The organism is Ruegeria sp. BF10, assembly GCF_056538725.1.
In genome coordinates, this window is sequence record NZ_JBQFTR010000004.1 from 242,905 (window position 1) to 255,437 (window position 12,533).

The window sequence follows — 12,533 nt, forward strand, 5'->3', positions numbered from 1 at the left end:
CGAAGCGCCCGCTCAGGGTTCGCGCGGGATGCGCGGGTGCAGATCGTCGATGATGATCGGATGCGCGTGCGGGCCTGGCCCGGCCAGATGTGGGTGATCGGGCGGCAGGTCGGGGTGATCATGGGTGATCGGTTCCTGGTCGAGGCGCGGCCAAAGGCCGATTGCACCGACGACGCCGGCCACGGACAGCGTCGCCATGCTGCTGAGTGTGACGGTCGGACCAAACACGGTCATCAGCCACCCTGCCAGCGGGTAAAGAACCAGCCAGCAGCCATGCGAAAGGGTAAACTGTGCGGCGAAGACGGCAGGGCGATCCTCGGGGTGGGCCGACCGGGTCAAAAGGCGGCCCGAGGGTGTCAGGGTGGTGGAATATCCGAAACCGGTGAATGCCCACAACGCGGTCAGCAACCCGAGCGACAGAGGAGCAATTGCGGCCAGCATCGCGGCGACGGCCATGGAACCAGTGGCAAAAACGGCGCCCGCGACCATGACCCGACGGTCCTCGATCCGATCCAGAAGGCGGGGCAAGGTAAAGGCCGCCAGCATCGATCCGCCCCCGAAGCCGGCCAGGGCAATGGCCACGGCGCTTTCCGACAGGCCCAGATTGGCACGCACGATGACCACGGTGTTCACGATCACCATCGAGCTCAGTGCCGCCGCGCTCCAGCTGAGTGCAAGCAGCCCGCGCAACCGGGGTGTTTTCAGATAGATACGTATGCCGCGTGTGGTGCGGTCATAGATGCCGCGGGGCCGGCTTGGCTTGGGTGACGGAAGCACGACCGAGACAACCAGCATTGCCGATGCGACAAAACCCAGCGCAGTACCCCAGAACAGGCTGTTGAAGCTGACCAGCAGCAGCAATGCGGCGGCGAACATCGGGCTCAGCAGACTTTCCATATCGTAGGCCAGGCGCGACAGCGACAAGGCACGCGTGTATTCAGCTTCGTCCGGCAGCACGTCCGGAATCGTGGCCTGAAAGGCGGGCGTAAAGCCCGCCGACGCAGATTGCAGCACGAAGATCAGCACGTAGATCTGCCAGACTTCGGTCACGAACGGCAGGCACACTGCCACCGCAGCGCGGATCAGGTCCAGCACGACCAGCATCTTGCGACGATCCAGACGCTCGGCAAATGCAGCGGCGAGTGGGGCAACGGTGACGTAAGCCACCATCTTGATCGTCAGCGCGGTGCCAAGGACAAGGCCCGCGGCATTCCCGGCCAGATCAAAGGCGAGCAGCCCCAGTGCAACCGTGGCCAGCCCGGTTCCGGTCAGGGCGACGATCTGGGCCGCGAACAGGTGGCGGTAGGTGCGGTTTCTCAGAATGCTCAGCATGGCTCAGAGGTACTTTGTGATCGCTTTGAAATCTGCGATCCCGCTGCCATCGTCGTCAGAGGACAGGCAGTGTTCGATATGATCATGAATCAAAGCGCGTTTGGCATTGGTGACAGCCTTTTCAACAGCAAACAACTGTTGTGCGACGTCCGAACAGGGGGCTTGCCCCTCGAGCATGGCAATGACCTTGGCCAGATGCCCATGGGCCCGCTTCAGCCGGGCCATGATCTGTGGATGTGACTCGTGGGCGTGATTTGACATGGCTTATCCATATCCCCCCGATGGGGATATGGTCAAGGATTTGGCATCGAATGGCCCGCGACTTTTGGACGGCGTTGAGTTTGGGGGCCAAACCGCCTATCTCGGGGGCGATATCGCACAAAGGAATAGTCGCGTGGCGAACCATTTGTACAAAAACGATCTGCCGGATGGGCTGGATCTGGGCCCGGTTGTGGCCATTGACTGTGAAACCATGGGGCTGAACCCGCATCGCGATCGCCTGTGCGTGATTCAGATGTCAGGTGGTGACGGAAACAGCCATATCGTTCAGGTGGAAAAAGGCCAGACCGAGGCGCCGAACCTGAGTGCCATGCTGGAAAACCCTGACGTGCTGAAGCTGTTTCATTTCGGGCGTTTTGACATTGCCGCGATGTATCACACCTTTGGCGCCCTGGCCGCACCGGTTTACTGCACCAAGATCGCCAGCCGGCTGGTGCGCACATACACCGACCGTCACGGGTTGAAGAACCTGTGTCAGGAACTGATTGGCGTGGATATCTCGAAACAACAGCAGATGAGCGATTGGGGTGCTGAAACCCTGACGGATGCGCAGCTGGACTATGCGGCCTCGGACGTTCTTTATCTGCACCGCCTGCGGGACGAGTTGAACAAGCGGCTGGCGCGCGAGGGTCGGGCCGAGATGGCGCAGGCCTGTTTTGACTTCCTGCCGATGCGTGCGAAGCTGGACCTCGCCGGTTGGCCCGAAACGGATATTTTTGCGCACTCATGACCGATACCGAAGCATTCCTGAGAACCGCCCGCCAGGTCGTCACCGATGAAGCCCGTGCGCTGGACGTTCTGGCCGACAGCCTTGACGAACATTTTGCCGAGGCCGTGCATCTGATCCTGAAAGCCACCGGGCGTATCATCATCAGTGGCATCGGCAAATCGGGCCATATCGGCCACAAGATTGCCGCCACTCTGGCAAGTACCGGAACGCCTGCCTATTTCGTGCACCCGGCCGAGGCCAGCCATGGCGATCTGGGCATGGTTTCCAAAGGCGATGTGGTGCTGGCGATTTCGAATTCCGGCGAAGCGCCCGAGCTGGCCAACCTGCTGGCCTTTACGCGCCGCTTTGGCATTCCGCTGATCGGGCTATCCAGCAAGCCAGAAAGCACGTTGATGAAACAGGCCGATGTGCATCTGCTGATCCCGTCGATGGGCGAGGCCTGCGGTTATGGCATGGTGCCTTCGATCTCGACGACGCTGACCCTTGCCATGGGCGATGCGCTGGCCATTGCGCTGATGAAGTATCGCGATTTTCGCCCCGAGGATTTCCGTGCCTTCCACCCCGGCGGCAAATTGGGAGCGCGGCTGAGTACGGTGGGTGACCTGATGCATACCGGCGACGCCCTGCCTCTGGTCGCCGCGAACACCCCGATGAGCGACGCGTTGATCGAAATCAGCCAAAAGGGTTTCGGCGTGGCCGGTGTAACGGATGCGCAGGGGTATTTGTCGGGCATCATTACGGACGGTGACTTGCGGCGGCACATGGATGGCCTGCTGGATAAAACGACCGAGCAGGTCATGACCGCCAATCCGACCACCATAACACCGGGCGCATTGGCGGAAGAGGCGGTGGCGATCATGAATGATCGCAAGATCACTTCGCTGTTCGTGGTTGACGAGGCTTCATCAGGTCAGCCCCTGGGCCTTCTGCATATCCACGACTGCCTGCGCGTCGGCCTGGGCTGAGGGAGGCTGAAGTGGACAGGTATTCCCGCATGGTACAGTTCCTGAAGGTTCTGTTGCCGCTTGCGGCCATTCTGATGCTGTCCACCGTGTTCCTGCTGTCCCGCAGCATCGAAACCAACGTATCGGTGCCATTTGCAGAGAAAGACATTGACGAGCGGCTGGCGCAGCAGGTGGTCACACAGCCGAAATATCGCGGGACAACCCGCAAAGGCGAAGATGTCCAGATCGAAGCCATCCAAGCCAAGCAGGGCGGCGAAGACGAGACTCCGACCGCATCCGAATTTCGGGGCCGTCTGGGGCTTCTCAGCGGTGGAGCGATATTTCTGGATTCCAATTCAGGTTTGATCCGCCCTGATGAGGGCACGGCAACTTTTGTCGGCGACGTGGTGATTACAACCGCCGACGGTCTAAAGGTCACAACGGATCTGCTCAACACGTCGCTGGACGAAATCCGGGGCGACACGCCGGGGCAGGTAAATGGAACCGGGCCGATCGGCAACTTTTCCGCCGGACGCATGACCTTCGGGGCTGAAAAAAAGGACGGACCGGTCCATATTGTTTTTACAGACGGCGTGAAGCTGGTATACGAGCCTGAAAAAGCAGAAAGATAACCTGTGTTCGATTTTCGTTTTGTTCCTTTGTGCCTTGCTCTGGTTGCAGGTGCCGTAACCGCGACTGCGCAGGAGGCGCAGGTGGCTTTTGGTTCTGCAAATGCCGACCCAAGCCTTCCGGTCGAGGTCACGTCCGAAACGTTGAACGTCAACCAAGAGGACGGTTCTGCCGAATTCCTCGGAAATGTCGTCGTCATCCAGGGCGAAATGCGGCTGACCGCTGAACGGGTTCTTGTGATCTACAACGAGGAACGATCGGCGATTGAACGGATGGAAGCCACCGAGAATGTAGTTCTGGTCAGCCCGCCGGATGCGGCAGAGGGCGATTGGGCAGAATACACGATCGATTCCGGTGTGATCGTCATGAAGGGTAACGTCCTGCTGACGCAAGGCCCCAGCATCATCAGCGGCGATCAGATGAACGCCAATCTGACAACCGGCACAGCGACCATGACCGGGCGCGTCAAAACGATCCTTCAACAGGGAAACAACTGATGGCGCGACCCGACCTGTCAGTGGCCGAAGGCAATTCCGGGCTGCGCATCGAGAAGCTGCGGAAATCCTACCGTAAGAAAACGGTGATCCGCGATGTCTCGATGACGCTGGACCGGTCCGAAGTCGTTGCCCTGTTGGGACCCAACGGGTCGGGTAAGACCACGACTTTTTATTCCGTGGCAGGGCTTGTTTTCCCGGAGGCCGGCAAAGTCACGATAGATGGCCAGAATGTTACGACTTTGCCGATGTACCGGCGTGCGCGAATGGGAATCGGTTATCTGCCGCAGGAAATGTCGATCTTTCGCGGCATGAGCGTCGAGGACAATATCGCTGCGGTACTGGATATCACGGTTCCTCATGCTCACAGGCGGAAAGAACGGCTGGAAGAGCTGTTGTCGGACTTCTCGATCGAACATCTGCGCCGCGCGCCGGCTCTTGCCCTTTCCGGCGGTGAGCGCCGCCGCGTTGAGATAGCGCGATGTTTGGCCGCAGACCCGAAATATCTTTTGCTGGACGAACCATTTGCGGGTGTTGATCCGATCAGCGTCGGCGATATCCGGCATCTGGTGGCCGACCTGAAAAAACGGGGGATCGGTGTTCTGATCACCGACCATAACGTGCGGGAAACGCTGGAAATTGTCGATCGCGCTTACATCCTGCATGACGGGCAGGTTCTGATGTCCGGCACACCTGACGAGGTCGTCGAGAACGAGAATGTCCGCCGTGTCTATCTGGGCGAAAACTTCCGTATTTCATAGGCTTGCTCTGGTCTGCGTCGGGTGCATGGCGGAAATCGCGTATATACACATCTGTTTTGATTGACTCTTCCGTCGTCTCTTGCCTCAATTGTCCCATGGCATTTACCCGGTTTCAGTCTGGAGATCGTTGTCCCTTCGTTGAAGGGCTGGAGTTAAGACAACCGCGGAAAGTGCCTCGACCCCCCACCCGATAAAAACAAGTTCGTCACGCAACGTGACGTCAGAATGGGTGTGAATTGTGAAGGAGATCACATGCGTTACCAAATCAGCGGAAAACAGATCGACATCGGTGCGGCGCTTCAGACTCACGTGCAGACCGAATTGGGCGAGGTTGTGAGTAAATATGCTCAGCGGCCTACCGATGCCAACGTCGTCTTTTCCCGTTCAGCGCATGAATATGTATGCGAAACAACAGTGCACCTGTCCACCGGGCTGACCGCTCAGGCCAAGGCGCATGCAACCGAAATCTATGCAGCGTTCGAGGCATGCTGCGACAAAATGGAAACACAACTGCGGCGCTACAAACGTCGTTTGAAGGACCACCACAAGGATCGATCCGAGCCGGTTGAACTCTTTGGGGCGTCCTCTTATATCCTCGCCTCTGACGAATCGGACACGGCCGATGAACCCGAATCGCTACAGCCCATGATTGTGGCTGAGATGGAAACTAAAATCCCGTCTTTGAGCGTTGGTGAAGCCGTGATGCAAATGGAACTTGCCGGTGCCCCGGTGCTGGTGTTCAGAAATGAGAACAAGGATGGATTGAACGTCGTGTATCGTCGCGAAGACGGTAACATCGGCTGGATTGATCCTTAACAGGCAAGGACACGGGGCCGCACCCGCCGAGGCGGGTGCCGTTCCCATGGAGCGTGATCATGGAGCTTTCGAGCATACTGAAGCCCGAAGCAGTGCGTGTACTATCCGCCGCTTCCAGCAAGAAGCGGTTGTTTCAGGAAATCGGCGATGTAGCAGCCGCCAATCTGGGGCTCGACTCTCAGGCGGTCGTTGACTGTCTGCTTGAACGGGAAAGCCTGGGCCCGACCGGTGTGGGGCATGGCGTTGCGCTTCCGCACGCGCGTTTGCCCGAGCTGGATTCGGTTTCGGGCGTATTCGTCATGCTGGAAAAGCCCATCGACTTTGGGTCGGTTGATCGTCAACCCGTCGACATCGCCTTTGCACTGTTTGCACCGGAAGAGGCCGGCGTGGATCATCTCAAGGCGCTGGCGCTTGTGTCGCGCACGCTGCGGGATACTTCGGTGTGCACCAAGCTTCGGGCGAACCCTGATCCGGTCAAACTCTATGCGATCTTGACCGAAGCGCAGTCCATGCAAGCAGCGTAAACTGAAAAAAAAGCCCCCGAAATCCGGGGGCTTTTTCTGTGTAAGCGGTGATCGGGATCAACCGCCGGTTCCCATTTCCAGCGTCCACCAGATTTTCCCGCCTTTTTCCTGATGCCAGGCGAACCCCATCTGCGTGGCCTTGGGGTCCATGATGACGGCGCGCGGTCCGGGTTCCTGCATCCAAGCAGCAAGGGTTTCGGTTTCGGTTTCGTAGGTCTCGGAAATGGCTTCACCGAGGAATGTGCCGAAATATCCGACCCGTGCAGCCCGATCGATCGGAGAAGAACCGTCGGACCCAAAGTGCCAGGGCCGGTTCTGCCTTGCCATGTCCTTGGAATGGGTCGCCGCCGCCGCGTTCAACTGCGCGTTCAGCTGGACAGGCTGCAATCCCTGGGCCTGACGCAGGGCGTTGACCGAATCAACCATGCGGAACTGTAGTTTTTCCGGGTTGCCGCGAATTTTGTAGACCGTGGGCAGCGGGCGGCCGTCCGCACCAATGGTCGTGGTGCCGGTGTCTGTACATGCCGCCAGCGCGACAAAGCAAATCAAAAGTAAAGAAAGGATACGCGTCATGATCGACCTGGTTATTGTGTCTTTACAGGGCATAGCGCGCCTGACAGCTCTGAGCAAACGCGCAATGGCCCTAACTTGCGTGATTCTGCCGGTTTGATTTGCGACTGAAGCATTCTGGCAATAGAATGTCACGGATTTCAGACCTCACTTGAACACAGGACCCGTTGTCATGGTCAAAAAGCGCATTCAAACGTCTACACGCAGGGGTTTTCTGGCTGGGGCCACCGCGACGCTGGCAACCCCCGCACTGGCACAGTACACCCCCGGTGATCCGCTGCGTCCCGCACCCGAACCCGAGCCATCGGTGCGCCGGAACGTATCGGGTTTTCGGGCACTGGATTGGCAGCCGTATTTTTCGAACACCAGAAACGGCGCCATTCTGGTCGATACCGTATCGCGCGCGCTGCACTATTGGTCGGATGATCAAACCATATACAAACTCTACCCTTCATCGGTTCCCCTGACCGAGGAACTGACCCGCCGGGGGCGCACCAGCGTGATCAGAAAGGTTGAAGGGCCCAGCTGGTCTCCGACTCCGTCCATGAAAAAGCGAAATCCGGAATGGCCTGACTATATCCCTCCGGGGCCGGATAACCCGCTGGGAACACATGCTTTATACCTGAGCTGGAAATACTATCGCATTCACGGAACGCACGATACGCGCAAAATCGGTCGCCGGTCGTCGAATGGCTGTATCGGTCTGTTCAACGAAGACATTGCCGAGCTGTTCTCGATGGCGAAGGTCGGCACGCAAGTGTTGCTAATTTGACGACATTTTCGTGTGGGAACCCGCTTAGCGGTCAAGTTGCAATTGCATTCCAGCGTCAATGCTGATTAGAAAAAACCACGAGGTAAGTCTTAGATGTGCGGTTCCGGGCATTGGAACTGCGCAAATTCTGGAGGTTAATATGAAGAAACTCGTTCTCGCTGCTGCTCTGACTGCTGCTGCTTCGACCGCTTATGCTGGTAACCTGGAAGAGCCGGTTGTTGAAGCACCTGTTGTTGTAGAAGAAACTCAGGGTTCGTCGCAGGGCATCCTGCTGCCGCTGATCCTGTTGGTCGTTGTTGCTGCTGCTGTTGCTGCAAGCTAATCCGACACGGAATTCATGAAAAAGGCGGTGGAGCAATCCACCGCCTTTTTTGTTTTCCCAAGGCTGTGCCGGTCAGTCCAGCCAGCCGCGCAAGTTTTCTTCGATCACCGTGCCCAATGCAGCAATGTGCGCCGCATCGTCATTGAGGCATGGAATATAGGTGAAGGTTTCGCCGCCCGCGTCTTCAAAGCTTTCCTTGATCTCTTCGTTGATCTCTTCCAGCGTTTCGATGCAGTCGGCCGAGAATGCCGGCGCGATGACCGCTATGTTCTTTTTGCCCTGCTTGGCCAAATCCGCCACATGATCCACTGTATAGGGTTTCAGCCATTCCTCGGGGCCGAATCGCGACTGGAACGTCGAAACCAGTTGATCGTCTGACCATCCCAGCCGTTCCTTCAGCAGCCGTGTCGTCTTGGCGCACTGGCAATGATAGGGATCACCCTGTTGCAGATACCGTTCCGGCATCCCGTGATACGAGCAGACCAGAATATCGGGTTTTGTCTCTGCCGCTGCATAAGCACGTTCAACCGATTGCGCCAGGGCGTCGATATAGGCGGGTTGGTCGAAATAGGCCGGTACGGTTCGCGAGGCGGGCTGCCAGGTTTCGTCCATGAGTGCGCGGAAGAACTGGTCATTGGCGGTGGCCGTGGTTGCGCCCGCGTATTGTGGGTAAAGCGGGAAGAACAGAATACGGTCACAGCCTTCGGCAACCATCTCGCGCACTTTGGATTTGGTTGACGGGTTGCCGTAGCGCATACAGAAATCGACCATCACCTGATCCCCGTACCGATCCTGCATCGCGTCGCGCAGTTTGGCAGTCTGGTCCTTGGTGATCGTCATAAGCGGGCTTTCGCCCTTCTCGTGATTCCAGATCGATTTGTAGGCTTCACCCGAACTGAATGGCCGCTTGCTGAGGATGATCCCCTGAAGAATCGGTTGCCATTTCCATTTCGGATAGTCGATGACCCGCTGATCCGACAGGAACTCGTTCAGATAGCGGCGCATCGGCCAATAGGTGTAATCGTCCGGCGTGCCCAGATTGGCCAGCAAAATGCCAACGCGGCCCATCTTGACCTTCGGATGGTCGGCAGGGGCATGAGCGGGGCGAGTGGCATCAAACATGTGGGCATTCCTGAGTTATCGTGTTCTGACCTGAGATAAAGGGATTTGGTTGCGCGTCAATCCGGCAGTTTGCCCTCTTCCGTGCGCAAGGCATCTGCAAGACGCATTTGGGCTGACCCCGGGCGCAGCGGCTTTGGTTGGCTGCCATCGGGGGACCAACCGGTCAGGCAAATCAATTCGAAGGTTGCGGCAAGGCGGCCTGTTTCCGTCGAAAAGTGATCGGAATAGACGCGCTGCGCGGTTTCGAACACTCTGCGTCGCGTCGGGCATTTCAACCGGGCAGCCAAAGCGTTGGTTTCACCCATGTCCCTCAGATCGTGCATCAGGTGCCAGATGTCGCGGTATTCTGCCGTCAACGGTACGGCATCGGCCACTGGCAATGCCAGACCGGCCCGTTGCAGCAATCCACCCAGATCGAGCAGCTCGGCCATGGGGGCGATTCGGGGGCTGAGCCCGCCCGTGACCTCGATTTCGGCCTGACCCAGCGCGGCGCGCAATTCGTGAAGGGTCTCACCCCCGAGGCACAGGACAAGCACCAGCCCGTCTGGCTTCAAAGCCCTTTTGCATTGGATCAGCTGGCCGACCGGGTCATTGGCGCAGTGCAGCGCCATCGCATGAACCGCCAGATCATGCGCACCGGGTTGCAGTGACAGCACATCGTCATCCGCGACAATGGCGGCATCCGGAAAAACGTCTGCCCAAAGCTGTGGGAAAGGGGTCACAACCGCAGGTGCCGTAAAGCTTCTGTTAACCATGGAGAGCCGATCCTGAACCTCATCAATGGCGGCGCGGTGCAAGAACAGGGCGTCGTCCTTCGCGCGGGCGCGATGATGCAGAATGGCGTTACGGTCGAAAAGAGAGGATGCGGTGGGCTCGGGCAGTTTCATAGGTCGCAAGTATCGCATTGCGCGGCGGATTCAAACTGCCCTTGCATTGATCTATCCGCCGCGATGCATGGGTTGCGGAGAGCTGACGGGATCCGATTTCGGCCTGTGTGGGGCGTGTTGGCGGGATACGCCGTTCATCGGTGGTACGGTTTGTGAAAGCTGCGGTGTGCCAGTGATCGGAAGCGCAGACAGGTTCCGGACCGAGTGCGACGATTGTCTGAAAACCCCTCCGCCGTGGAAAGCGGGTCGCGCTGCGCTGATGTATGATGGGAAGGCGCGGTCACTTGTTCTGGCTTTGAAACATGGTGACCGGACCGAACTGGCCCGCCCCGCTGCGCGTTGGATGGCGCAGGCCGGACGCGAGCTGTTGCGTCCCGGGATGGTGATTGCTCCGGTGCCGTTGCATTGGTCGCGCCTGCTGAAACGGCGATACAATCAGTCTGCGCTGCTGGCACGCAACCTGGGGCGAGAAACCGGATTGGACTGCGTGCCGGATCTGCTGGTGCGCAAACGGCGGACCCCGGTGCTGGACGGAAAGACCGCGCGGGAAAGGGGCGAGACCCTGGAGGGCGCAATTGACATCCACCCAAGGCGGGCACTGCATTTGAAGGGGCGTGATATTCTGCTGGTGGATGACGTGATGACATCCGGCGCGACGTTGGCGGCGTGCACGCGTGCGTGTCAGGCCGCAGGGGCAAATCATATTTTCGTGTTGGCACTGGCGCGCGTTGCCAAGAATGCCTAATTCGCCCAAGATTGCACGAAATCCAAAGGGACCGGAACATGAAGCCCGTAGAAATCTATACCTCGCCGCTCTGTGGTTTTTGCCACGCGGCCAAGCGTCTGCTGAAGCAGAAAGGCGTTGAGTTCAAGGAAGTTGACATTCTGATGCACCCCAAACGCAAACCCGAGATGATCCAGCGCGCAGGCGGCAAACGCACCGTGCCTCAGATTTTCATCGGGACACAGCATGTGGGCGGCTGCGACGACCTTTACGAGCTGGAGCGGCAAGGCAAGCTTGACCGTCTGCTTGCGGCCTGATGAAGACCGCGCTGCTGCAAATCACCTCGTCAGATGATCCGGTCGAAAACCTGGACATGGTGCGCGCCATGGCGGCCGACGCGGCAGGGCAGGGGGCGCGGTTTATCCTGACGCCAGAGGTCACGAATTGCGTGTCAAACAGTACGACGCGGCAACACGAGGTTCTTCAGCACGAAGAAGACGACATCACCTTGGCCGGCCTGCGGGATCAGGCCGCCCGACTGGGCGTTTGGGTGTTGATCGGATCACTGGGGATCAAGACTCATGACGCTGACGGGCGGTTTGCCAACCGCTCTTTCATGATCGATCCGCAAGGTCAGATCGTGGCGCGCTACGACAAGATCCATATGTTCGACGTACAGGTCACGGAAACCGAGACGTTCCGCGAATCGAAAAACTACCGCCCCGGCGAACAGGCGGTCATAGCCGAGACCGACTTTGGCAAGGTGGGTCTGACCATCTGTTACGACATCCGGTTTCCATACCTGCACGCGGCTTTGGCACAGGCAGGCGCACGGGTTTTGACTGTGCCGGCGGCGTTTTCACCGGTAACGGGCGCCGCACATTGGGAATCACTGTTGCGGGCCCGGGCGATCGAGACGGGCTGTTGGGTCTTGGCTCCGGCACAAACGGGGGAACACCCGACGACGCGTGGAAAGACACGTTTTACCCATGGTCACAGCATGGTTGTGGACCCTTGGGGAAAGGTGCTGATCGACGCAGGGACAGATCCGGGCATTCACATTTTCGATTTGGATGATAGTTCTGTGACAGAGGCGCGCCGTCGCGTGCCGTCGTTGACACACACCCGGTCTTTCACGGGACCCTGACAGAACTGAACAATGACAGAAGACACCAATGCCCTTGCGGTTACGCTGTTCAGCGAGATCCTGACCGCAGACCAGTTGTTGCGTAACCGGCTCAGCCGGGTGCTGCCCAAGGGCATGGAAATTTCGCATTTCTCGGTGCTGAATCATCTGGTTTTTGTCGGCGACGAGCGTAGCCCCGCGCAACTGGCCAGCACATTCCACGTGACCCGAGGCGCGATGACCAACACCTTGGCCAAGCTGGAATGGTCCGGGTACATCCACATCCGCCCCGACTGGGACGACGCCCGCCGCAAGATGGTGGCGATCAGCCCCGCAGGCCGACGGGCGCGGGATCAGGCGATTTCCTCGATTGCACCGCTGATCAACCGCGTGGTCGGAGAGCTGGGGCTGGAGCGGGTCCGCAGCGCCCTGCCAGTACTGCGGGATTTGCGGTTGCAGTTGGAGGGGGAGTAGGGATCAGCGAACCGTTGTCCCAAGGT

The 12,533-nt window shown here is 58.7% G+C and carries 18 protein-coding genes; 13 read left to right on the forward strand and 5 right to left on the reverse strand.

Annotated features, from left to right (window positions below; translation table 11 throughout):
* Positions 1-12 precede the first annotated feature (12 nt).
* Positions 13-1,332 carry an MFS transporter gene (locus tag ACR0DJ_RS16255; protein ID WP_170345685.1) on the reverse strand — a complete coding sequence of 440 codons (1,320 nt, stop codon included), beginning with the start codon at positions 1,330-1,332 and terminating at the stop codon, positions 13-15.
* A gap of 3 nt (positions 1,333-1,335) precedes the next feature.
* Positions 1,336-1,593 carry a metal-sensing transcriptional repressor gene (locus ACR0DJ_RS16260; RefSeq protein ID WP_170345684.1) on the reverse strand — a complete coding sequence of 86 codons (258 nt, stop codon included), beginning with the start codon at positions 1,591-1,593 and terminating at the stop codon, positions 1,336-1,338.
* Positions 1,594-1,726: 133 nt separating this feature from the next.
* On the opposite strand from ACR0DJ_RS16260, the gene ACR0DJ_RS16265 reads away from it, so the two are divergent.
* From ACR0DJ_RS16265 to ptsN, 7 genes are all read left to right on the forward strand, one after another.
* Positions 1,727-2,341, forward strand: coding sequence for a ribonuclease D (locus ACR0DJ_RS16265; protein ID WP_170345683.1), 615 nt, complete (start codon positions 1,727-1,729; stop codon positions 2,339-2,341).
* Positions 2,338-3,306, forward strand: a complete 969-nt coding sequence (locus ACR0DJ_RS16270; protein ID WP_480685644.1) for a KpsF/GutQ family sugar-phosphate isomerase — start codon at positions 2,338-2,340, stop codon at positions 3,304-3,306. Before ACR0DJ_RS16265 ends, ACR0DJ_RS16270 begins: the two co-directional genes overlap by 4 nt.
* Positions 3,307-3,317: 11 nt before the next feature.
* Positions 3,318-3,917 carry an LPS export ABC transporter periplasmic protein LptC gene (locus ACR0DJ_RS16275; protein ID WP_257599821.1) on the forward strand — a complete coding sequence of 200 codons (600 nt, stop codon included), beginning with the start codon at positions 3,318-3,320 and terminating at the stop codon, positions 3,915-3,917.
* A 3-nt stretch (positions 3,918-3,920) separates the two neighbouring features.
* Positions 3,921-4,412: an LptA/OstA family protein gene (locus tag ACR0DJ_RS16280; RefSeq protein WP_425079372.1), complete on the forward strand. Its 492-nt coding sequence runs from the start codon at positions 3,921-3,923 to the stop codon at positions 4,410-4,412.
* Positions 4,412-5,170: an LPS export ABC transporter ATP-binding protein gene (gene lptB, locus ACR0DJ_RS16285; protein ID WP_152459766.1), complete on the forward strand. Its 759-nt coding sequence runs from the start codon at positions 4,412-4,414 to the stop codon at positions 5,168-5,170. The genes ACR0DJ_RS16280 and lptB overlap by 1 nt, the downstream gene beginning before the upstream one ends.
* Positions 5,171-5,422: 252 nt before the next feature.
* On the forward strand, positions 5,423-5,986 hold the full coding sequence (gene hpf, locus ACR0DJ_RS16290; RefSeq protein ID WP_170345680.1) for a ribosome hibernation-promoting factor, HPF/YfiA family: 564 nt from the start codon (positions 5,423-5,425) through the stop codon (positions 5,984-5,986).
* Positions 5,987-6,045: 59 nt separating this feature from the next.
* Complete coding sequence (gene ptsN, locus ACR0DJ_RS16295) at positions 6,046-6,510, forward strand: PTS IIA-like nitrogen regulatory protein PtsN (protein ID WP_117872900.1); 465 nt, start codon at positions 6,046-6,048, stop codon at positions 6,508-6,510.
* A 57-nt stretch (positions 6,511-6,567) separates the two neighbouring features.
* Here the strand turns inward: ptsN and dalA are convergent, their stop codons facing one another.
* On the reverse strand, positions 6,568-7,083 hold the full coding sequence (dalA, locus tag ACR0DJ_RS16300) for a divisome-associated lipoprotein DalA (protein WP_425079371.1): 516 nt from the start codon (positions 7,081-7,083) through the stop codon (positions 6,568-6,570).
* Positions 7,084-7,252: 169 nt separating this feature from the next.
* Between dalA and ACR0DJ_RS16305 the strand changes: the two genes are divergently transcribed.
* Both ACR0DJ_RS16305 and ACR0DJ_RS16310 read left to right on the forward strand, forming a co-directional pair.
* Positions 7,253-7,852, forward strand: coding sequence for a L,D-transpeptidase (locus ACR0DJ_RS16305; protein ID WP_170345678.1), 600 nt, complete (start codon positions 7,253-7,255; stop codon positions 7,850-7,852).
* A 139-nt stretch (positions 7,853-7,991) separates the two neighbouring features.
* Positions 7,992-8,174 (forward strand): hypothetical protein, encoded by a 183-nt coding sequence (locus ACR0DJ_RS16310; protein WP_117870963.1) that lies wholly within the window; start codon positions 7,992-7,994, stop codon positions 8,172-8,174.
* A 72-nt stretch (positions 8,175-8,246) separates the two neighbouring features.
* On the opposite strand, the gene hemH is transcribed toward ACR0DJ_RS16310, so the two are convergent.
* On the reverse strand, positions 8,247-9,296 hold the full coding sequence (gene hemH / locus ACR0DJ_RS16315; RefSeq protein ID WP_425079370.1) for a ferrochelatase: 1,050 nt from the start codon (positions 9,294-9,296) through the stop codon (positions 8,247-8,249).
* Between the two features lie 56 nt (positions 9,297-9,352).
* Positions 9,353-10,183 (reverse strand): methyltransferase domain-containing protein, encoded by an 831-nt coding sequence (locus ACR0DJ_RS16320; RefSeq protein WP_480685645.1) that lies wholly within the window; start codon positions 10,181-10,183, stop codon positions 9,353-9,355.
* Between ACR0DJ_RS16320 and ACR0DJ_RS16325 the strand changes: the two genes are divergently transcribed.
* The 4 genes from ACR0DJ_RS16325 to ACR0DJ_RS16340 are packed head-to-tail and all read left to right on the forward strand — an operon-like array spanning position 10,164 to position 12,507.
* Positions 10,164-10,928 (forward strand): double zinc ribbon domain-containing protein, encoded by a 765-nt coding sequence (locus ACR0DJ_RS16325; protein WP_480685647.1) that lies wholly within the window; start codon positions 10,164-10,166, stop codon positions 10,926-10,928. The genes ACR0DJ_RS16320 and ACR0DJ_RS16325 overlap by 20 nt on opposite strands.
* A 38-nt stretch (positions 10,929-10,966) precedes the next feature.
* Positions 10,967-11,224 carry a glutaredoxin 3 gene (gene grxC, locus ACR0DJ_RS16330; protein ID WP_152459773.1) on the forward strand — a complete coding sequence of 86 codons (258 nt, stop codon included), beginning with the start codon at positions 10,967-10,969 and terminating at the stop codon, positions 11,222-11,224.
* On the forward strand, positions 11,224-12,054 hold the full coding sequence (locus ACR0DJ_RS16335; protein ID WP_425079368.1) for a carbon-nitrogen hydrolase family protein: 831 nt from the start codon (positions 11,224-11,226) through the stop codon (positions 12,052-12,054). The genes grxC and ACR0DJ_RS16335 overlap by 1 nt, the downstream gene beginning before the upstream one ends.
* A gap of 12 nt (positions 12,055-12,066) precedes the next feature.
* The gene (locus tag ACR0DJ_RS16340) at positions 12,067-12,507 is read left to right on the forward strand and encodes a MarR family winged helix-turn-helix transcriptional regulator (protein ID WP_170345673.1); all 441 of its coding nucleotides are present in this window, start codon (positions 12,067-12,069) and stop codon (positions 12,505-12,507) included.
* Positions 12,508-12,533: the final 26 nt, after the last annotated feature.